We start from the raw sequence: 20928 nt of genomic DNA on the forward strand, positions 1-20928 counted from the left end.
GGAGTGGCTACGATCAAGGGCCACGATCGCTCTGGGAAGGGAATCATGTCCGATCAGTACGAGGCGGTGTTCGCCCGGTACGACACCGACGGCGATGGGCAGCTCACCGAGGACGAGGTCACCGCGGCGATCGCCAGCCTGTTCCCGGCGGCCGAGGTGGACGACCTGTCGGGGATCGTCCAGGCTCTGTTCGCCGAGTACGACACCGACGACGACGGCAAGCTGTCGGTGACCGAGTTCGTGCCCCTGGCCGAAAACCTGCCGGAACTCGGCTCCCAGCCCTGACACCGGGGACCTACTCGCGCTCGGAGGGTCGTTGCCGGCCGGCTGCGCTGACGGCGGGACGGACGCGAGCCCGCCCGCGGGGCCGCGGGTCGAGCCCACGCGCTACGTCTCCGCCGGGACGGGGGCGGCAACCCGTGGGCAACGGCTTCGACTTCGGGGGCGTGAAGATCACCCTTACCAGGCTGACGGTACGGCCCGAGGGCTCCCCCGGCGACCAGCGCGCCCTGGCGGGAAGCTACCTCCGAGGATGTTGTGCACCAAGGGGCCTCTTGCCTGCACAACCCCGCCCCTCGGCCTTCAGAGTGGTCGTGCGGGCGTGACCGCCTGGCGGTGGACGACCACGTCGAACCACTGCCGCACGGTGCCGCCGGTGGCGTAGGAGTCGTAGGGCAGGTCAGGGGTCTCGGTGGCGATGCCGCGCGTGGTGATCGGGGACCGCAGCCACTGGCGCACCGGCGCGGGCGCGTCCACGCGCAGGTCCATGAGCAGCTGGTCGAAGCGGGTGGCCTGGCCGAACGGCCGCTCGACCCATCCCTGGCGCGGTGGCGGCATCTCGACCGTCCCGCTTTCCCCGGCGATCGTCCCGTGGTCGAAGGTGAACCCGATCGACCGGTAGCCGTCCCCGAACCAGCGGCGCAGGTACGACCCGACGCTCGCGAACGCCATCTCGCCCTGCTCCGGGCTGACCAGGCGCATGCCCGGGGCGACGGCGGTGTGCGGGGTGGCCGCCCAGTACACGACCTTGCCGTGGTGGTAGCCGCGCCACCAGCGCAGGTTCTCCGCCGCGCGGGCGTCCCGGAAGGCATAGGACGTCTCGCGTGGAATGTAGTAGTTGAGGTAGAAGGAGCGGATCTGCTTGGCGGCGTGCACCGCCAGCGAGTACGCCCGGTCGCCGGGCCGGTGCGGCAGCCGCTCGACCATCTCGTACAGGTCGCGGGCGTGCTCGACGTACGGCTTCTTGTCCTTCACCTCGTGCATGTACCAGCCGGCGTGGGCCCAGGCGTCCGGCTTCGTCGGCCGGAGCCACTTCATGTGCCTCCGCAGTTCGGGGACGAGCGACGGTGCGGCCTTCGCGACGTGCGAGTCGACGATGTCGTAGGCCGGGAGCCAGGTCGTGTAGTACTCCACGCCGACGAACCTGACCTGGTCGCTCTTCTTGCGTCCCTTGTTGAAGTCGCGCAGCCAGTCCAGCGCGTCCGCGGTGTCGCGGTTGGCCCAGGCGCCGCTCGTCCGCCGCAGGAGCGCGTCGATGTCGCCCTCTCCGGTGCGGATGTACCGGTCGATCTCCAGGCCGAGCGTCCAGTCGTCCTCCCAGGCGATGGACCGGAAGCCCATCCGCTCCACCAGGTAGCGCAGGGTGCGGTGCTTGAGAGCGGTCACCTCCCGCAGCCCGTGCTGCGGCTCGCCCAGGCCGACGATCGAGGCGTTCCCGACCGAGCGCCGCAGAGGCTCCAGGTCGCCGAGCGGCGCGCCCGGATCGACCGTGCCGAGCCGATGCGCGTTCCTCTCGATCCACGCGGTCACCGCCCGCGTGTCCAGAACGGTCGACGTGGCCGCGGGACGCGAGGCCGTCTCGGCGGACGCCTGCACCGTGAGGCCGGCACCGGAGAGCAGGACGACCGTCCCGGCGGCGGATGCGACGAACCGCAACGCTGTGCGCTGTTGCATGGCGGATTCCTTCCAGCTGGCTGTGCTTGCGATGCCGCACACATTCGCCGCAGGGTCCGCCCCGCCACATCCACCCAGGGGAGGCTCCGCGAATACCTCCAACGCCGTACGCACTGCCTTTCAGCGGCGGTTTCTGGCGTCCCGCCAGACGGCCGGAGCAGGAGGCCGGCTAAAAGGCCGGCTCCGAATCGGTTCCGCACCCTGGTAGGCCGCCGGCGATGAGGGTACGGCGGACGGCGCCCGCGTCCGGACTGAGCAGTGCCTCGGCGAGCGGGACGTGAAGCAGGACGAGGTCGGCGCCGGTCCCGGGCTGTACGCGTCGAACCCTGCCGCCAGGGTCATCGGGCGGCGTCAGGTAGGACCGGAGTGCGGCACGCGCCGAGATCGCCTCGTGCGCTCCCAGGACGGCTCCGGATCGGGTGCGGCGGTGTGCGGCGGCTACGATGACCGTCCACGGGTCGAGCGGACCGTAGGGCGCATCGCTCGACAGCCCCACCGGAACGCCGGCGTCGGCCAGTCGCCGGCAGCGGTACAGATCGTCATGGTCATCGGCTGGGACGTTGCGCAGGTAGTCGTCGCCGCGGTCCGCGATGAAGCCCGGCTGCGTGACGACACGCAGACCCAGGCGGGCCAGCTCAGCGATCGTCCCCTCCGGGACCAGGGCGGCGTGCTCGATCCGGTCGCCGTCGCGGATCCCGGTTTCGTCGAGCGCGGCGAGGAGCAGCAGGAGCGCTTCACGGGTCACGCAGTGCGCGGCCACGGCTCGTCCTTGCGCATGCACGTGCCGGATGCGGCCGGTCAGGTCGTCGAGCGAGGGGAGGCCCGAGTCGGCCAAGACGACCTTGCAGGGGCCGATGCTCACCTTCGGATGGAGAGGGCCTCGGGCGTCCAGGGGCGCGCCGAGCAGATGGACCCGCTGGGGGAGGGCTCCTTCCGCGAACGCGGCGAGCCTGCCGGGGGTGAGATCCGGGGTGGCGTCGGTGACACCGATGATGCCGTATCGCGCCAGCTCACGTCCGATGACGTGCAAGTCCGGGGGGCGTGCGACCGGTAGCCGGGTGCGCAGCCATTCGTCGGCCCGCCACAGCCGGCCGGTGGGGACGCCGTCCGCGTCGCGCTCGATGCCGGGATGCCGCCCGGAGGCCAGGTCCGCCTCGCGTGCCGCGGCCGAGTTGAGTATCCAGAGCGCGCCGCTGCGGTGCTGAATCCGGACGGGCAGATCGGGGCGCAGCGAGTCGAGTCGAGCCGCGTCCAGGTCACCGGCGACGCTTTCGACGTAGCCGACGCCGCGCACCCACCCGTGCTCGTCAGGCACAGCAGCACGAAGGCCTTCCGCAAGGGCGTCCCGTCCTTCGACCTCCGGAGGTCCGCATCGGACGGACCGCCTCCACGCCCCCATGGCGTGCAGATGCACGTGGTGATCCCACAGGCCGGGGAGCAACGCACCGCCCCGGCACTCGACCACCTCTTCCCTGCGATCGGGGGTCAGGTGCGGGCCGACCTCGGTGATCCGGTCGCCCGTGACGCGGACGTGCGTCCTTGTGCGCCCGGCGATCTCAGCATCACGGAACAGAAGTGCGTTCACGGCCGCGTCCGTCGCTTCACGGGAGCGGAATGCCCAGCTCGCGCAGCACGTCCGTCGTGTCGGCGCCCATGGCCGGGGCTTCGTCGTCCGGTTCGCGCCGGACCGGCCCCGCGACCGGGACGAGGCCGGAGCCGGTTTCGACGGCCCAGCCGTCACCGCGGCGGAGGGCCGGGATGCTGGGGGACGGCGGGCCCGGATCGAGGGACGCCGCGACGACATCGGCCATCGCCACGTCCCAGAGGGCACCGCATCCCGGCGGTGCGGTGGCAGCCAGTACGGCCGCGGTGAGCCCGGTCAGCGGATCGGCGATCGCGTCGCCGCAGAACAGCGGCACCATGTCGGCGCCGCGGCAGACCAGCCCGGCACCTGCCGCCACGTCGTCACCGAAGCCGACACGGTCGGACGCGCGCCCGTCAGCGGTGATCGAGACCCAGATCGTCCCGGCCGCGACGGCGGCCTCGGCGTCCAGCCCGAAGCGGGCGAGGGCGCGCGGGCGGGACGCCTCGATGACGATGTCGGCCGCCTCCACGAGCGCCCCCATCGCCCGGCGGCCCGCCGCGGTCTCCGGGTCCAGCACGACGGATCGGTGTCCGGCGTGCAGGAGCCGGTAGAACCCAGGATCGCCGCGGCGTGCGCCGTCCGGGCGCGTCGGGGTTTCGACCTTGACGATGCGGGCGCCCGCGAGGCCGAGGAGATGCGCGCACAGCGGTCCCGCCCACAGCGCGCTGAAGTCGATGACCAGCGCCCCCTTCACCGGACGTGGCGACGCGGGGACCGGGACGCGCCGGGACGGTGCCGGCGTGCGAACCGGCCCGGCGGCGACACCGAGCAGTTCAGCGCGCCGGACCAGGTCGGCACCGGTGTGCTCGCGTAGCCAGGACGTGACCGCCGGCCACGGGTCGCGGCCGACATCGGCGCAGGCCAGTGCGCCGAGGAGTGCCGGGTCGTCCGGACGGGCGCAGGACACGGCCGCCCAGCCGTCCGCCGTGGGCAGGATTCGGCAGGCGCCGCCCGGCGAGACGCGCCCGCCTCGCCGGTGGCCCGTGAAGGCGGCGCGCTCGGACAGCAGGCGCTCACCGTCCAACCGGGGAGCGCCCGTGAGAACGGCGAACCGCGCGGCCAAGTCCCGGGCTACCACGGCCGCTCTGCCGGGAGGCACCAGCGGCGGGCCGCCCGGCCGGCCGGACAGGATCACCGTGCCGCTCGCCGCCCACGCCGATGCCGCGCCGGTGTCCGGCGGCACCCCGCTCACCTGCGCCGGCTTCCTGTGCGGCCGCTTCGTCTCGACACGATCCCGACGATACTCATGCCGCGTCCCGCGAGGTGAGGGCGGATGACGCTCCTGCCGTTCTGTGACTCAAGCCGGATGTGACGAAGGACGGTTCGGCACTGGCGAGGAAGAGTGCGGCGGCGGGTTCCGACGGCAGGCCCCAGCGGTTCATCGGCTGGATCCGCATCGGCATGTCCGGTCACGGTGACGGCCGCTCGGACGAGGCGCCGGCGAGGCTCCCCGGCCGCGCCTCGACTCCGCCGCATGTCCGAACGGTACACTCCGGTCGCAGGATGATCATCGGACGGATCCGCCGCCCGGCCGGGATACGGATCCAGGGCGGAAGGGACCCGATGGCCGGACCCATGCACATCTCGGTCGCCGATCTGGCCGGGGGCGCGGCCGCCGTGCCGCTGTTCGGACCGGACGGCGAGGTGCATGATCCGCTGCTCATCGTAGATCTGGAGAGCGCCGCTCCGCCGACGGTTGAACGGGCGGCGCGGCAGGCCCGGAGCAGCGATCGCCTTCTGGTCGGGTTGGCGAAGGGCGAAGCGCATCCGGAACTCGTCCGAGCGCTGGACCTCACCGTGGCCGGGCCCGTCGGTGGCGCCGGGAGAGGAACCGTCGCCGTCGCCGATCCGCAGGAACGGGTCGGGCTCCTGTATGAGGCGGCCGAGCGCAACCCGCAGGCGACCCTGGTGCTGCGCGACGTGCTGCGGACGACCGAGGGGATGCCCGTCCCGGCGGCCCTGGACGTCGAGTCGTACGCCTACTCGACGCTGCTCGGTGGCGCGGAGTTCGCACGATGGCTTGGCACACGCGGGCCGCGGACGCTGCCGCCCGAGGCCGCCGATCCGGTGCTCCTCGTCCGCGATGCCGGCCACCTTCGGATCACCCTGAACCGGCCGGAACGACGCAACGCCTACGGCCGCCAACTCCGCGACGCCCTCGCGGACGCACTCCGGCTGGCCGTGCTGGACGAGGAGATCGGACAGGTCGTGCTGGACGGAACGGGTCCCGCCTTCTGCTCGGGCGGCGACCTGGCCGAGTTCGGCACCACGCCCGACCTCACGACAGCGCATCTGGTGCGTACCCGAGCCGGAGCGGGGCGGTTGATCCACCAGCTCCGGCACCGTATGGAGGTGCATGTCCACGGGTCGTGCGTCGGTGCCGGTGCCGAACTGCCCGCGTTCGCCGGACGCATCGTCGCACGGCCGGACGCGAGCTTCCGGCTCCCCGAGATCTCCATGGGCCTGATCCCCGGAGCGGGCGGCACCGTGAGCATCCCGCGGCGGATCGGCCGCTGGCGCACTCTCTACATCGCCCTCTCCGGTGGTCCGCTGGACGCGCATGCGGCTCTCGCTTGGGGGCTCATCGATGAGATGGCTCCGTGACCCCTCCACGCTCTCGTGGTGGCGGAGCTTCGGGGGTTACCCGGGAAGTAGATCGAGCCGGTCCACGAACTCCTTGGCCCGCACGAGTTGTCCCGTCCACCGGAGTGAGTCTCCGCCGGTCACGAGACGCACCACCGCCCTGGAGGGGACCGTCATCTCCACCAGGCGAACCTGGTGCTCGGGGCTGAGGTCCTTCAGCCCGGCGACCCGCTCGGTGCGAACCGAGCCCGGGTCGAGGGCGACCACGGCCACGTTCTTGTCGCGCAGTTCGGCCGCCACGACATTGCCCAGCCGGTTGATCGCCGCCTTGCTGGCGGCGTAGGCGGGGGAGAAGAGACGCGAGCCCTCCAGGTCGTCGGAGAGATCCCCGGCTCGTGAGGAGAGGTTGACGATCGTGCCGCCTCGGCGGGCGACGAGATGAGGGGTCGCCGCGCGCATCATGGCGAACGTCCCGTGGACATTGGTGTCGAACTGCCGCGCCCAGTCCTCCCAGGACATCTCCTCCAGCGTGCGCCCGCCGGACCCGGTCGCGGCCGCGTTGTTCACGACCGCGTCCACGCCCCCGAACTCCTCCACCGCACGTTCCACGAGCCTGGACGCGTCCTCCGCTCGTGCCAGATCCGCCTGGACGCCGATCGCGTGGGCGCCCGCGGCCTCGGCATCGCGGACGGTCTCGCTCAGGCTTCCCGGCCGGTCGCCGGAGGGCTCCATCGTGCGCGCCGCGAGGACGAGGCGATGTCCCCGTCGCGCGAGGTCGAGGGCTATCTGGCGGCCGATCCCGCGGCTGGCTCCGGTGACGATGACGACTAGAGCGGACATCATGCCAGTCTACGCCTAATCGGTTAGCTTATTCAACTATTGGTTGGGTGAGCGGCCGTGTCGCCGGCGGCCCGCAGGAACGTACCGCGAGGGCAATATCGTTTACTGATTTAATTTAACCAACTTGACCAGCTGATTGTTACCTGCGACACTCCTCACCCAGGTCAGGTCCTGTTCGTCCTGTAGGGACCGCGACTCTGTGAGGAGAGATCCATGGCTATGAGACGATGGCTCGCCGCTCTCGGGGCACTGCTGTCGATGTTGGCCGTCGCCGCGTGCGGTGGCGGAGGCGCGGACGGCGCGGACCCCAAGGACGCGAAGCTTCGGGCAGCGTGGACGGTGGGCGCGAAGACCCTCGACCCGCACATGCAGTCGTCGGAGATCGTCGGTGACCGGTTCGGCCTCTTCTCCCTCTACGACCGGTTGTTCACCGTGAAGGCGGACGGCTCGATCGGTCCGATGCTGGCGACGAAGTGGAGCTACGGCGAGGACGGCGAGACGCTGCGGATCAAGCTGCGTGAGGACGCCACGTTCCACGATGGCACCGTCCTGGACGCCGACGTGGTGAAGGCCAATCTCGACCGCGCCCGCACCCTCGACAGTCCTGTCGTCAAGGGCCGGATGTCCGTGGTGAAATCGGTCGAGGTGACCGGGAAGTTCTCTGTCACCCTGAGCCTGAGCGAGAACACCTCGGTCGTGCCGTACGCCCTCGCCGAGGCCTCGGGGATGATGATGAACCCGAAGCTCTTCAAGGACGGCGATCCGGCGAAGAAGGCGGACGGCACCACCCCTTACAGCGTCGAGAGCTTCGATCCGGGGCGCAAGCTCGTGCTGGTTCGCGACCGTGATGACTACTGGGACCCCAAGGCCTGGAAGATCAAGCGGATCGAGCACAGCCAGATCTCCGACTTCAACGCGATGTCCAACGCGATGCGGGCCGGCCAGATCGACGTCGGCCAGTTCCAGCCGAACCAGGTGTCGTCGCTTGAGGGAGTCCCGGGGCTCGAGATCGTCAAGGTGCCGCAGGGGCAGGGGTTCGACATCGCGCTGAACTACGACGTGCCGCCCCTGAACGACATCCGGGTCCGGCAGGCCGTCAACCACGCCCTCGACCGCCAGGCGATCGTCAAGGTCTTCTACCCCGGCTCTGTGCCGAAGTACCAGTACTACCGTGAGGGGACGCCCGGGTACGACCCGGCCCTGGAGGGCGCCTATGCCCACGATCCGGCCAAGGCCAAGGAGTTGCTCGCGAGCGCGGGGTTCCCGAACGGTGTCGACCTCGGGACGATGCTCGTGGACACCTCGAACCTCCCGGGCGTGCTCGACGTCGTCAAGGAACAGCTCGGAGCAGCCGGGATCACCTTCGAGGCCCGGGTCATCGAGCCCCTCCAGTCGTTCGAGCGCTGGGCGCAGGGGAAGGACGCCGCGCGGATCCTGTCGGTCACGATGGGTACCAGCCCGGTCATCGGTGCCCAGGAGAACTGGCGGACCGGCACGCGCAACGCCGCCAGGACGACGCCCGAGTTCGAGCGGCTCTTCGAGGCCGCCGCGAAGATCGGGCTGTCCAGGGACGAGGCCGACGCGACCGCCCGGAAGCTGAACGCCTACGTCGTCGAGCAGGCGTGGCGAGCACCGATCGTGTGGCAGAACCCCGCGTACGTCCTCTCGGACAAGATCAAGGGCTTTAGTGCTGATCTCGACTTCGCGACGACGCAGGGACCGTACGACTGGCGTTACCTCACGACGACCGGATGAGCGGAGCTCGCGTCCCTCCGGCGGGCGGTGAGGGACACCGCCCGCCGGTTTCGCGGCGGGCGCCCGGAGTTTTCAGACCCGGAGTTTTCAGACCCGGAGTTTTCAGACCCGGCGTTGTCAGACCCGCTCCAGGCTCAGCCTGAGCAACTCGTCACGATCCGCGCGTCATGCGAACAGATCCACGACGCTCTTGTTCTTCAGGCTGTCCTTGAAGAGGTACGTCGCGGCGACCTCCATGTGGTTGCGCCAGTGCTTCTCGGCTCCCTCGGCGTTGCCTTCGGTCACGAGGTCGACGAGACGCTGGTAGGCGCGGATCACTCGCTGGAAGCGCTCCGGTGACTCGTCCTCGTCGAAGCTCAGCGAGACCCGGAGATACAGGTGCGTCGACACGATGTCCTGAAGCACGCCGCCCTGGACGGCGAGCGTCTTGTTGCCGCATCGCTGAAGCACCATGTCGTGGAACCGGGCCGTGAGATCCGACCAGCGCTCCGGCTCGGGGACGGCACGATGGCCCGCCTCGGTGATCTCCTTCAGCTCGTCGACGACGGCCTGGAGGTCTTCGATGTCCTTGTCCGTGCGGCGCTGGGCGAGCAGGGCCGCACCCGCCGGCTCTGACACCATGCGCGCCTCGTACACGTCGTTGATCGTGGTGCCCTGGATCTGCAGGAGCAGGCCCACCGTTCGCGCGGCGACGGAGATGTCGGGCGCGGTGACCTGCGCGCCGCCCCGGCTTCCCCGGCGGACGGTGATCAGCATCTCCGCCTCGAGAATCCGGTACGCCTCGCGCAGCGTCGGCCGCGAGACGCCGTACTGGTCCATGAGCTGCGTCTCGGGGGGCAGCGTCTCGCCGGAGATGAGCGTGCCTCGGACGATCTGCCTGCGGAGATCGTTGGCGATGAGCTCGGCGGTCTTCGGCGCACGCACCACGCGCCCTACACGCTGGCCTGCTACCGGGTGATGGGTCATACATACATATTAATTGATTGATCTCACTTGAGGGAACGATACGCGATCACTTTGGTGTCAGCGGGGGATCGCCGGTGCGGGGTCGAGAAAGTGTACTATTATTTAACTATATTCTATGACCACGCACTGTAGTCGACGGCCCAGTGAGTCCGTGGTCAACGGATCTCCCCCGAAGGAGCAGCTCATGACCACCACAGCCGGGCTCGAAGTCGAACAGCGGGCGAGCACGCTCTGGCTGACGCTCGATCGGCCCGAACGCCGTAACGCGCTCACGGTCGAACTCGTCGAGGCGGTGGGGGACGCGCTGGCCGCGGCCGACGGGGAAGGCGAGGTGCGAGCCGCGGTCATCACCGGAGCGGGATCCGCCTTCTGCGCCGGCGGCGATCTTCCCAGTCTGAGCAGGGTGGCCGATGGCGGGGCGGGGGCGGCGACGGACGCCATCTACAGCCGCTTCCACCGCATGGTGGGCCTGCTGGGCTCGGTCGGGTTCCCCGTCATCGCCGCCGTGAACGGTCCCGCGATGGGCGCCGGCCTCGACCTCGCCCTCGCCTGCGACCTGCGCATCGCCGCCGAGGACGCGCGCTTCGCCAGCTCGTGGATCAATGTCGGGCTGGTTCCCGGCATGGGGGGAGCGCACCTGCTCACCCGGGCGGTCGGCAGCACGAGGGCGGCTGAACTCGTCCTGCTCGGACGCACGATCGACGCGTCCACGGCGCACACGTGGGGCCTCGTCAACACCGTGGTATCGGCCGACGGCCTCCGCGAGGAGGTCGATGCCGTCGCGGAGCGCCTGGCCTCACTCAGCCGCCCCGCCGTCCGGAGCAGCAAGGCGTCCCTCCGGCGGGCCGGGCTGGGCTCGTTCGACGCGGAGCTCGCGGCCCTCGGTGCCGTCCAGGGCGGCCTCCTCGCCGGTGACGACTTCCGTGCCATGGCGGCCAAGATGCTGGGTCGCGCCCGATGAGCGCAGCGGAGCCGGGGCGGCCGGCTCGGGAACTGCGGGCGGTCCTGGAGCGGCTGCTGCCGGCCCACCGGACCGCGTGGGGCGAGGACGACTCGTTCGCGGCCCGGCTCGCGTGGCAGCGCTCGCTGGCCGCCGCGGGGTGGGCGGCTCCCGGATGGCCCGTCGCGCACGGGGGCAGAGGGCTCGGGGCCGTCGATCGCGTCGAGTGCGATCAGGAGATCGCCGAGGCGGGAGCGCCGCAGCTCGCCGGGGTGCTCGGCCTGCAGAACGTGGGGCCCGCTCTCATCATGTTCGGCAGCGAGGAGCAGCGGCGTTCACTGCCGCGCATCCTCACCGGCGACGAGATCTGGGTCCAGGGATTCAGTGAACCGGAGGCGGGCAGCGACCTCGCCGGCCTGCGGACCCGTGCCGACGCCCATGGCGACGACTTCGTCGTCAACGGGCAGAAGGTCTGGACGACCGACGGCATGGAGGCGACCCACATGCTCCTCCTCGCCCGGACCGACCAGGAGGCGCCCAGGCATCGTGGCATCTCGGCGATCCTTGTCGACCTCGCCGCCCCCGGAGTCGAGCGGCGCCCGCTGCGCAAGATCACCGGTGACCACGGATTCGCGGAATTCTTCTTCACCGACGTCCGGGTTCCGCGTGCTCGACTGCTCGGAGCGCTGCACGGCGGCTGGACCGTCACGACGAAGACGCTCGGCTACGAACGGACCGGCGTCATCAATCACGCCGCTCGACTCGAGCGCGAGGTGCGCGGGCTCGTGGAGGTCGTCGACATCGCCGATCCCGTGCTCCGCGACCGGCTCGTGCGGTGCTGGATCGACGCGCGGCTGACCGGGCTGATGGGAGTCAGGGCACTGGAGAAGCTGCGCGATGGCGACGATCCGGGAGCCGAGCAGTCGATCATCAAGTTCGCCTGGAGCCTGGCCACCTCGCGGCTGGGCGAGACGATGCTGGACGCCTCGGGCCATGCCGGACTGCTCGCCTCGTCTCCCGCCGCCCGGCGGTTCGTCGCCACGCGCTCGTCGACGATCGCCGCCGGGACCACCGAGATCATGCGCACGCTCCTCGCGGAACGCGTCCTCGGCCTTCCCCGGGAGCCCACGTGATCGCGGACGTGCCACCCCCTCCAGCCGGGCACTGCCTCCGGTGTGGTACAAACATATAACTGTTTATGCTTAATGAGCGGATGGAGGGACCGTGGGTGGTCTTCGTGGACGGCTCGCGCACCTGCTGGCCGAGGCTCCCGACGACGCCCGGGCCGTCGACTTCGACGATCGATGGCATCACTGGGCGCTGTTCCGATCGGTGGCCGCACGACTCGACGATCTCCTCACCTCCCGAGGGCTCGGCGCCGCGGCACGTGTGGGCTTGGTGATCGAGAACGGACCGGAGCACGTGGCGGCGCTGGTGGGCCTCATCGCTCAGGGATACTGCGTCGTCACGCTCAGTCCGTTGCAGCCTCCCGAACGTCTCGCGGGCGCCATCGAGGAGAGCTCCCTCCCTGCCGTGCTGGCGAGCCCCGGCGTCCTTCAGGACGAGAAGGTCCGAGAGGCGGTCACGGCGAGCGGCGTCATCCTCCGGCTCGAGCCGGACGGTGCCGTCACCGAACTCGGGGGCGGGGTCTCCGGCTCCGCGAACAGTGCCAACCCGGGGGTGATGATCGAGATGTTCACCTCGGGGACGACGGGGCCACCGAAGCGGATCGAGCTCACAGACCGCCAGGTGGACCGGGCGATCAGGACCGCGGTCGCACCGCCCGCCGACGGCCGGTTGTTCCGTGGCAGCGTCGGACTCGTCGTCGCACCGCTGGCGCACATCGGGGGGCTGTGGAGCGTCCTCTCCCCGCTCTACGCCGGGCGGTCGATCGCGATGCTGCCCAAGTTCTCGGTGGAGCCCTGGGCGAGGCTGGTCGCGAAGCACCGGCCGCGTGCCGCCGGACTGGTCCCGGCCGCGCTTCGCGCGGTCCTGGACGCCGATCTGCCGCGCGACAGGATCCAGAGCCTGGAGGTGGTCACCTGCGGCACTGCCTACTGCCCTCCCGAACTGGCGTCCGCGTTCTTCGACAAGTACGGCGTCCGGGTCCTCATGACCTACGGGGCGACGGAGTTCGCCGGTGCGGTCGCGCGCTGGACCAAGCCCATGCACCAGCGGTGGTGGGAGCGCAAGAAGGGCAGCGTCGGACGCGCGACGCGCGGTGTCGAACTGCGCGTGGTCGGCCACGGCGGGGACGAGGTCCCCGCCGGGCACGAGGGCGTCCTGGAGATCCGCACCGCCCAGGCCCCGCAGGGCGGTGACGCGTGGGTGCGGACCAGCGACCGGGCGATGATCGACGAGGACGGCTTCCTGTTCATCAACGGCCGTACCGACGACATCATCGTCCGGGGCGGGTTCAAGGTGCGGCCCCTGGTGATCCAGCAGGCGCTGGAGCGGCACCCCGCCGTACGGGAGGCGGCCGTGCTGCCACTGCCGGATCCGCGGCTGGGGCAGGTGCCCGTGGCCGCGGTCGAGGTCGGCGGCAACGGCGAGCGGCCCACCTCGGACGGGCTCAAGACCCTGTGCCGGGAGACCCTGACCGCGTACGAGGTGCCCGTCTTCGTCGCCGTTCTCGACGAACTGCCGCGGACGGCCTCGGCGAAGGTCAGCCGGGTCGACCTGCTGGAGAGGATCACCGCCGAGATCGGTTCGGGTTCCGCCGGGGGCGCGGTGACGGGAAGGAACACCGGTGTGAAGGACGGCGATGCCGTGAAGGACGACCAAGGGAAAGTGAAGCCATGACCCGTCGCGCACCCGACGTCGCGATCGTCGGTGTAGGAGCGACCCCGTACTACCGCCGCGGCGAGTCGGCGCCCCAGACGACCAACGAGCTCGCGGGCAAGGCGATCATCGCCGCCTGCGAGGACGCGGGTCTGCCGGTCAAGGACATCGACGGCTTCGCGTACTACTCCGGCGCCGGTGCCGGCTACGGCCAGAAGCTCGAGACCGGTGAGTTCGTGGAGATGCTCGGCATCCCCGAGGTGCGCTTCACCGCTGCTCTCACGGCGGGCGGAGGGGGCTCGGCCGGTTCCATCGGCCTCGCCCGTGCGGCGATCGTCGCCGGTGACGCGAACGTCGTCGTCACGGTGATGGCCCTCAAGCAGGACCAGATCCGGCTCGGTGAGGTCACGGCCTCGAAACCGGTCGACCCGCTGAACTCGTTCGTGGTGCCCTCAGGCGTGTCGGGGCCGGGCCACGCCCAGTCGATCCTGGCCCGGCGCCACATGCACCTCTACGGGACCCGGCGCGAGGCGTTCGCGGAGATCGCGATCTCGACCCGGCTGAACGCCGTCGACCGTCCGAAGGCGCGTTTCCGCGAGCCCTTGACGGCCGAGCAGTACTTCGCGGGGCGGATGATCGCCGATCCGCTGTGCCTGTACGACTTCTGCCTGGAGTCCGAAGGCGCCGTCGCCGTCGTCACGACCAGTATGGACCGGGCCCGCGACCTCCGGCGGCGGCCGGTGCCCGTGATCGCCGCGGCCCACGGCGGCGTCCGCCAATGGGGACGTGCCTTCAACTGGTTCGGCATGCCCGACGAGTACTTCGCGTCTTCGGGGCAGAAGCCGATCGCTGACCGTCTCTACTCGGCATCGGGGCTGACGCCCGGCGACATCGATGTCGCCCTCCTCTACGACCACTTCTCGCCGATGGTGCTGATGCAGCTCGAAGACTACGGCTTCTGCGCGAAGGGCGAGGGAGGGCCGTTCGTCGAGAGCGGCGCCATCCGGTACGACGGCGGGTCGATTCCGGTCAACACCCACGGCGGCCAGCTCTCGGAGGCCTACATCGTCGGCATGACCCATGTTCTCGAAGGCGTGGAGCAGTTGCGCGGGACCGCGATCAACCAGGTCGCGGACGCCGAGTTCGCCCTCGTGACCGGAGGACCCGCGACCCTGCCCGTCAGCGGGCTGATCCTGGGGAGGGACCAGTGAGCACCCTGTCGACCGTCCGGCCCGGCGACACGGTCCGGATCACGACCGACACGTCGACCGAGCCGTTCTGGCGGGCCGCCAAGGAGCGACGGCTGGTCGCGCCTCGGTGCGCGGCGTGCGGAACCTTCCGCATGCCGCCGACCCCGTTCTGCCCGGAGTGCCGGTCGACCGACATCGACTGGGTCGAACTGAGCGGTGAGGCCGAGGTCTACAGCTACTCCGTCGTTCACGGCTTCCCCGGCCACCCGGACCTGCTGCTGGTCGCCGCGGTCGTCGACCTCGCCGGCGCACCGGGCGCACGGCTGGTCACCAACATCGTCGGGATCGATCCCGGCACCGTCGAGATCGGGATGAGGGTCACGGTCGACTTCAGCCCGATCTCCGACGGCTGGATGCTGCCGGTCTTCAGGGCGACGGAAGGGCGATGACGATGTCTTTCACCGACGAGCAGCAGGAACTTCGGCACCTCGTCCGCCGGTTCCTGGAGGAGAAGTCCTCCCCGGAGCGGGTGCGGGAGCGGATCGACGCGGGCGCCGTCCGCGACGACGCGGTGTGGCGGCAGATGGCGGAGCAGCTCGGGCTGCAGGGCCTGGCGATCCCGGAGGAGTACGGAGGCGCCGGGTTCGGCCCGGTGGAACTCGGCATCGTGCTGGAGGAGATGGGGCGGCGGCTCTACGTGGGTCCCTACTTCTCGACCGTCGCCCTCGTTGGGCAGCTTCTGACCGAGGTGGACGACGAGGCGGCGCGCGAGACCTGGCTGCCGTCCATCGCGGACGGGTCGCTGACCGCCGCGCTCGCCGTCACCGAGGACGCGGGCTCCTGGGATCCGGCCACGTTCGCCACCCGGGGTGAGCCCGCCGGTGACGGCTGGCGGGTGAGCGGAGCGAAGTCGTTCGTGGTCGACGCGGTCTCCAGCGGCCTGCTCGTCGTCGCCGCGGTGGCGCCGGACGGCCTCGGGTTCTTCGGCGTGGACGGCGGCGCCCCGGGCGTGGCGATCACCGATCTCGACGGGCTCGACCTGACCCGGGGGCTGGCCCGCGTGGAGATGCGGGAGGCGCCGGCCATCCGCATCGCTCCGGGCGCCGACGGCGCGCGGCTCCTCGAGAGAGTGCACGATCTGGCGGTGGTGGCGCTCGCCTCGGAACAGGCCGGCGGCGCGGCCCGGGCCCTGGAGACGGCGGTGGAGTACGCCAAGATTCGCGAGCAGTTCGGGCGGCCGATCGGATCCTTCCAGGCGATCAAGCACAAGTGCGCCGACATGCTGCTCAAGGTGGAGTCGGCGCGCTCGGCCGCGTACTACGCGGCGTCGGTCGTCGCCGGAGGCGGCCCGGAGGCCCGGGTGGCCGCCGCGCTGGCGAAATCCTACTGCTCCGAGGCGTTCACGCACGTGGCGAAGGAGAACATCCAGGTGCACGGCGGCATCGGCTACACGTGGGAGCACGACGCGCACCTCTACCTCAAGCGAGCCAAGAGCGCCGAGGTGCTCTTCGGGTCGCCGGTCGAGCACCGGGCCCGCCTCGCCACCCTGATCGGAATCTGAGCGTGACGAGCGAGGCGGACGAGGAGTTCCGGCGGCGGTTCCGCGCATTCCTGCGCGAGCGCCATCCCGGGCGCGGGCCGAAGGCTCCGGACGAGCGGCTCGCGTGGCAGCGGGCATGGCAGGCCACGATGTACGACCACGGGTTCGCGGGCCCCGGCTGGCCGGTCGAACACGGCGGCATGGACCTGTCCTTCGCCAAGCAGGTGATCTACCAGGAGGAGCTGACCCGGGCACGGGTCCCGCGGCCGCTCGGGACCGGCCAGGGCATCGTCGCGCCGATCATCGTCAGGTACGGGACCGAGGACCAGAAGCGCCGGTGGCTCCGTCCGATGCTGCGCGGCGACGAGATCTGGGTTCAGGGGTATTCGGAGCCCGGTGCCGGCTCGGACCTGGAGAACCTGAGCACGGCGGCCCGCAGGGAGGGCGACGAGTACGTCGTCAACGGGCAGAAGGTGTGGACGACGCAGGGCGCATGGGGAGACGTGATCTTCGCGCTGGTCCGCACCGGATCGCGGGAGTCCCGCCGGGACGGGATCAGCTATCTGATGATCGACGCCCACGCCCCGGGCGTCGAGGTGCGCCGGCTCCGGGACATCACCGGCGGTCACGCGTTCAGTGAGATCTACTTCGACGACGTTCGCGTCCCGGTGTCGGATCGGATCGGTGAGGAGAACGGCGGGTGGCCGCTCGTGCGGACGAGCCTCGGCCACGAGCGCGCGGCCGGAGCGATGAACCAGGCCGCCACCTACCGCCGGGTTCTGGACGAGCTGATCGAGCTGCTTCGTGAACGTGACCTCGGACGCGATCCGCTTGTGCGCGACCGGCTCGCCTCCCTCGACGTGGAGGTCCGGATCATGCGCTACAACGCCGCACGGGTCATATCCGACATCATGACCAGGGGCGAGCCGGGGCCGGCATCGTCGGTGTCCCGCCTGCTGATCACGGCGTTCGAGCAGCGGCTGCACGAGTTCGCGGTCGACGTGCTGGGCCCGGCCGGACTGGTCGGGCGGGGGTCGGGACACGCCGTGCAGCGGGGACGCTGGCTCTACGGCTTTCTTCGGACCAGGGCGTCCACGATCGGTGCCGGCACCGCGGAGATCCAGCGCAACACGATCGCCGAGCAGGTGCTGCGCCTGCCGTACGAACCGGGGATGCCGTCCCGCGACCCGGCCGAACGCAGGAGGTGACCGTGAAGTTCACGATCGAGTATCCGGTCGCCGCCCGCGACTACGATCCCGCCCTCGTCACGGGGGAGGGGGTCGCGCGGGTGGCCGGGGCGATCGAGCGCGAGGGGTACGACGCGGTCGCCTTCACCGAGCACCCCGCCCCCTCGCTGAAGTGGATCGAGGCCGGGGGACACCACACCCTCGACATCGTCTCCGCCCTGTCGTTCTGCGCGGCCCGGACCACCCGGCTGCGGTTGATGACCTACCTGCTCGTGCTGCCCTACCACAACCCCTTCGCGGCGGCCAAGGCGCTCACCACCCTCGATCTGCTGTCCGGCGGGCGGGTGACCGTCGTGGCCGGGACCGGCTACCTGCGCTCGGAGTTCCTCGCCCTGCGGATCGACATGGACGCACGGAACGAGATCTTCGACGAATCGGTGGAGGTCATGCGAGGCGTGTGGACGCGGGTTCCGTTCCATCACGAGGGCCGGAACTTCGTCGGCAAGGGCGTGGCGTCGCTGCCGGGGCCGGTGCAGCCGGGCGGTCCGCCGATCCTCGTCGGCGGCAACAGTGCCGTCGCACGCCGGCGGGCCGCGGCCAACCAGGGGTGGAGCCCGCTTCTCATGGCGCCCGGTGCCAAGGCGGCGACCACCCGGACCCCGCCGCTCGCGACGATCGAGGAACTGGCCGTCCGCGTCACGGAGGTGCGCGAGCGCGCAGCCGAGATCCAGGGGCCGGATGCCGAAGTGACCGTCCAGGTGCAGACACCCGAGAGCGGTTTCATGAAGGCGGCGGGGTCGTACGAGGAGCACAGAGATCACATCGGTCGGCTGGCCGAGGCGGGAGTGGACTCGTTCGTCCTGCAACCCCCCGGAGACGACGTCCGCCGGCTGGAGGACGTGCTCGCCGCGTACGCCGCCGAGGTCGTCCGCCGATGATGTCGCACGGCCGAGAAGGTGGAGGAGTCGCAGGTGGCTGAACTCGGGACGATGGAGGGACCGCTTGCCGGAATCCGGGTCGTCGACCTGACACGGACCCTGCCGGGAGCCATGACGACGCAGTTTCTGGCGGACGGGGGCGCGGACGTCCTCATGGTCGAGCCCGCCGGGGGCAGCCCGCTGCGGTCGAGCGCCGGGTGGCCCGGGCTCGCCCGCGGTAAGGGCAGCCTCGAACTCGACATGCGCGACCCCCGGAACCGCGAGCGGATCCGGGATCTCGTCGCGGGCGCCGACGTGGTCGTTACCGCGATGCGTCCCGCGGCCGCCGAGCGGCTGGGGTTGACGCCGGAGCAGTTCGCCGCCTGCAACCACCGTGTGGTGAGCGCGGCGATCACCGGCTTCGGGTCCCGCGGCCCGCTGGCCCACATCAAGGGCTACGAGGGCCTGGTGATGGGAAAGTTCGGCTTCTTCCAGAGCCTCCATGACGCCACGCCGCGCCCCGGCCAGGCTTTCATCAGCACGCCGTACGCGTCCTGGGGGGCCGCGCACACCGCCGTGCACGGCATCCTGGCCGCGCTGTACGAACGCGAGACGACCGGTCACGGCCAGCACGTGGAGGCCGACCTGATCCGCGGCGTCGCCACGATGGACACCTACAACTGGTTCAAGGAACTGGTGGCGCGGAGGTGGCCGGGTGCCTTCGCGAGCATGGGCGGCCCCTGGGACGAGGAGGGACGCCCCCAGGCCCGCCTCATCTACGCGCTGCTCATCGCCCCGACCCGGGACGGTGTCTGGCTGCAGTTCGCCCAGACCCAGCCGCGCCTCTTCGACGCCTTCGTCGAGGAGCTCGGCCTCACGAAAGAGCTGGCCAAGCCGGAATGGGAGGGACTGCCCGACTTCCCGGACGTGGAACGCCGGGTCCGGCTCTGGGAGATCATGATCGAACGGGTCCGTCAGCGAACCTACGCGGAGTGGCGGCAGGCGTTCGAACGCAACCCCGATGTCAGCGCTCAGGTCTTCCGCACACCGGTCGAGGCGCTGGACCATCCGCAGCTGCTGCACGAGAACCGGGTCGTCGTGGTCGACGACCCGGAGGCCGGACCCGTCCGGCAGCCCTCGACCATGATCCAGGTCGACGGGCGGCCGCTGGTCCCGCCGCGGCCGGCGCCCCGGCTCGGCGAGTACCGGGACGTCGAGCCGCGCACGGTTCCGGACGCCGGCGCGGGCGAACCGCCGGTGGGCGGGCTGCCGCTCGCCGGCGTGACCGTGCTCGAGTTCGGGACGATGTTCGCCGCGCCCTACGGTGCGACGCTGCTGACCGATCTGGGCGCTCGGGTGATCAAGGTCGAGTCACCGGAGGGCGACGAGATCCGCCGGCTCGTGGCGTTCCCCGAGGCGGGCGGCTCGAAGGTGCTGGAGGGTAAGGAGTCGATCGCCGTCGACATCTCCACCCCCGAGGGGCGAGAGATCGTCCACGAGCTGGTGCGGCGGGCCGACGTCGTCCTGCAGAGTTTCCGCGCCGGGGCCGCCGCGCGCGCGGGCGTGGACGCGGACTCCCTGCGGCGTGTCAACCCGGACCTGATCTACCTCAACGCGCCCGGGTACGGTACGGACGGGCCGCTGGGCAAGGCCCCGGCCTACGCGCCGTCCATCGGCGCGGCGTCCGGCCTGGCCCTGTCCTCCGTGCCCGGTGCCGCGGGCTCGACGGACGGCATGGAGCAGATCAAGCGCAGTGTCCCGCCGCTCCACACGGCAGGGATGAACCAGAGCGTCCAGGCCGACGGCGTGGCCGCTCTGGGCGTCGCGTCGGCGCTGCTGCTCGGGTTGCTCGCGCGCCGGCGCGGGCGCCCGGTGGGGACCATGACGACCACGATGCTGGCGACCTCCACGGTCGCCCTGATGGATCGGAACCTGGACTACCCCGATCGCCCGGCGGTGCCCGAGCCCGATCCGGACCTCTACGGGCTGTCGCCCCTGTACCGCCTGTACCGTGCGGCGGACGGCTGGGTCTTCCTGGCCGCGCCCACCGCTCGGGAGTGGGACACGCTGACGGAGGCGCTGCGCCCGTGGGTGGACCTGGCGGCGGATCGGCGGTTCGCCGCGGAGGAGTCGCGGCGGCGGAACCCGGCCGCGCTCGCGAAGGTTCTCGGCGACACCTTCGCCCGGAGGCCGAAGCAAGGGTGGGAGGACGATCTCACGGCGGCGGACGTGGGCTGCGTCGCCTGTGCGGACGACGTCCCCGAGCGCTGCCTGCAGGACGACGCGGGCTTCGATCTGGGGCTGAGCGTGGCGGCGGTCAGCCCCGTGTTCGACGAGTACCGGCGGCTCGCCCCGGCCACGACGTTCTCGCGCTCGGCGGTGAAGGCCGACTCCAGCTGCCTGATCGGCCAGCACACCGATGCGATCCTGGCCGAGATCGGGGTGCCGGACGACCGGATCGCCGAGCTTCGCGCCCGGAGGGTGATCGGCTGAGCCGCCCGCCGGCCTCAGCCCGCCGATATAGTAAAATAATTCTACCCAAATATATTGACAGTCTCTTTGTCCCTTTGTCACGGTTGAGACGCGTGGTGACCATCACGCCCGATCCGCCGATGCGCGGCGGTTCGGTTC

17 protein-coding genes are annotated in these 20928 nt (G+C 70.9%); 12 read left to right on the forward strand and 5 right to left on the reverse strand.

Annotated features, from left to right (window positions below):
• The first annotated feature begins 45 nt into the window (after nt 1–45).
• The gene (locus ABGB11_RS02815; RefSeq protein WP_347628413.1) at nt 46–285 is read left to right on the forward strand and encodes an EF-hand domain-containing protein; all 240 of its coding nucleotides are present in this window, start codon (nt 46–48) and stop codon (nt 283–285) included.
• Nucleotides 286–582: 297 nt separating this feature from the next.
• On the opposite strand, the gene ABGB11_RS02820 is transcribed toward ABGB11_RS02815, so the two are convergent.
• The 3 genes from ABGB11_RS02820 to ABGB11_RS02830 form a co-directional block, all read right to left on the reverse strand.
• Nucleotides 583–1953, reverse strand: a complete 1371-nt coding sequence (locus ABGB11_RS02820) for an erythromycin esterase family protein (RefSeq protein WP_347628415.1) — start codon at nt 1951–1953, stop codon at nt 583–585.
• A gap of 169 nt (nt 1954–2122) precedes the next feature.
• Entirely contained in the window at nt 2123–3538 is a 1416-nt protein-coding gene (locus ABGB11_RS02825; RefSeq protein WP_347628417.1) for an amidohydrolase family protein, read from the reverse strand.
• 16 nt (nt 3539–3554) lie between these two features.
• Nucleotides 3555–4790, reverse strand: a complete 1236-nt coding sequence (locus ABGB11_RS02830) for a CoA transferase (protein ID WP_347628419.1) — start codon at nt 4788–4790, stop codon at nt 3555–3557.
• A 311-nt stretch (nt 4791–5101) separates the two neighbouring features.
• Between ABGB11_RS02830 and ABGB11_RS02835 the strand changes: the two genes are divergently transcribed.
• Complete coding sequence (locus ABGB11_RS02835; RefSeq protein ID WP_347628421.1) at nt 5102–6202, forward strand: enoyl-CoA hydratase/isomerase family protein; 1101 nt, start codon at nt 5102–5104, stop codon at nt 6200–6202.
• A 36-nt stretch (nt 6203–6238) separates the two neighbouring features.
• Here ABGB11_RS02835 and ABGB11_RS02840 read toward each other — a convergent pair whose 3' ends face one another.
• Nucleotides 6239–7021 carry an SDR family oxidoreductase gene (locus ABGB11_RS02840; RefSeq protein ID WP_347628423.1) on the reverse strand — a complete coding sequence of 261 codons (783 nt, stop codon included), beginning with the start codon at nt 7019–7021 and terminating at the stop codon, nt 6239–6241.
• 213 nt (nt 7022–7234) lie between these two features.
• Here ABGB11_RS02840 and ABGB11_RS02845 point away from each other — a divergent pair, with 213 nt between their 5' ends.
• Nucleotides 7235–8776, forward strand: coding sequence for an ABC transporter substrate-binding protein (locus ABGB11_RS02845; protein WP_347628425.1), 1542 nt, complete (start codon nt 7235–7237; stop codon nt 8774–8776).
• A 165-nt stretch (nt 8777–8941) separates the two neighbouring features.
• Here ABGB11_RS02845 and ABGB11_RS02850 read toward each other — a convergent pair whose 3' ends face one another.
• Nucleotides 8942–9703: an FCD domain-containing protein gene (locus tag ABGB11_RS02850; protein ID WP_347628427.1), complete on the reverse strand. Its 762-nt coding sequence runs from the start codon at nt 9701–9703 to the stop codon at nt 8942–8944.
• 223 nt (nt 9704–9926) lie between these two features.
• Here ABGB11_RS02850 and ABGB11_RS02855 point away from each other — a divergent pair, with 223 nt between their 5' ends.
• From ABGB11_RS02855 to ABGB11_RS02895, 9 genes are all read left to right on the forward strand, one after another.
• Nucleotides 9927–10703: an enoyl-CoA hydratase-related protein gene (locus ABGB11_RS02855; protein WP_347628429.1), complete on the forward strand. Its 777-nt coding sequence runs from the start codon at nt 9927–9929 to the stop codon at nt 10701–10703.
• Entirely contained in the window at nt 10700–11815 is a 1116-nt protein-coding gene (locus ABGB11_RS02860; RefSeq protein ID WP_347628431.1) for an acyl-CoA dehydrogenase family protein, read from the forward strand. The genes ABGB11_RS02855 and ABGB11_RS02860 overlap by 4 nt, the downstream gene beginning before the upstream one ends.
• Nucleotides 11816–11906: 91 nt before the next feature.
• Nucleotides 11907–13484 (forward strand): fatty acid--CoA ligase family protein, encoded by a 1578-nt coding sequence (locus tag ABGB11_RS02865; protein ID WP_347628433.1) that lies wholly within the window; start codon nt 11907–11909, stop codon nt 13482–13484.
• Entirely contained in the window at nt 13481–14674 is a 1194-nt protein-coding gene (locus ABGB11_RS02870; RefSeq protein WP_347628435.1) for a hypothetical protein, read from the forward strand. The genes ABGB11_RS02865 and ABGB11_RS02870 overlap by 4 nt, the downstream gene beginning before the upstream one ends.
• Nucleotides 14671–15102 carry a Zn-ribbon domain-containing OB-fold protein gene (locus ABGB11_RS02875; RefSeq protein WP_347628437.1) on the forward strand — a complete coding sequence of 144 codons (432 nt, stop codon included), beginning with the start codon at nt 14671–14673 and terminating at the stop codon, nt 15100–15102. The genes ABGB11_RS02870 and ABGB11_RS02875 overlap by 4 nt, the downstream gene beginning before the upstream one ends.
• Nucleotides 15099–16214, forward strand: coding sequence for an acyl-CoA dehydrogenase family protein (locus ABGB11_RS02880; protein WP_347628439.1), 1116 nt, complete (start codon nt 15099–15101; stop codon nt 16212–16214). Before ABGB11_RS02875 ends, ABGB11_RS02880 begins: the two co-directional genes overlap by 4 nt.
• A 2-nt stretch (nt 16215–16216) precedes the next feature.
• Entirely contained in the window at nt 16217–17401 is a 1185-nt protein-coding gene (locus ABGB11_RS02885; RefSeq protein ID WP_347628441.1) for an acyl-CoA dehydrogenase family protein, read from the forward strand.
• Between the two features lie 2 nt (nt 17402–17403).
• Nucleotides 17404–18318, forward strand: coding sequence for a TIGR03619 family F420-dependent LLM class oxidoreductase (locus tag ABGB11_RS02890; protein WP_347628443.1), 915 nt, complete (start codon nt 17404–17406; stop codon nt 18316–18318).
• Nucleotides 18319–18351: 33 nt separating this feature from the next.
• Nucleotides 18352–20790, forward strand: coding sequence for a CoA transferase (locus ABGB11_RS02895; RefSeq protein WP_347628445.1), 2439 nt, complete (start codon nt 18352–18354; stop codon nt 20788–20790).
• Nucleotides 20791–20928: the final 138 nt, after the last annotated feature.

The organism is Actinomadura sp. B10D3, assembly GCF_039871695.1.
In the GTDB taxonomy this organism is placed as follows: domain Bacteria; phylum Actinomycetota; class Actinomycetes; order Streptosporangiales; family Streptosporangiaceae; genus Spirillospora; species Spirillospora madurae.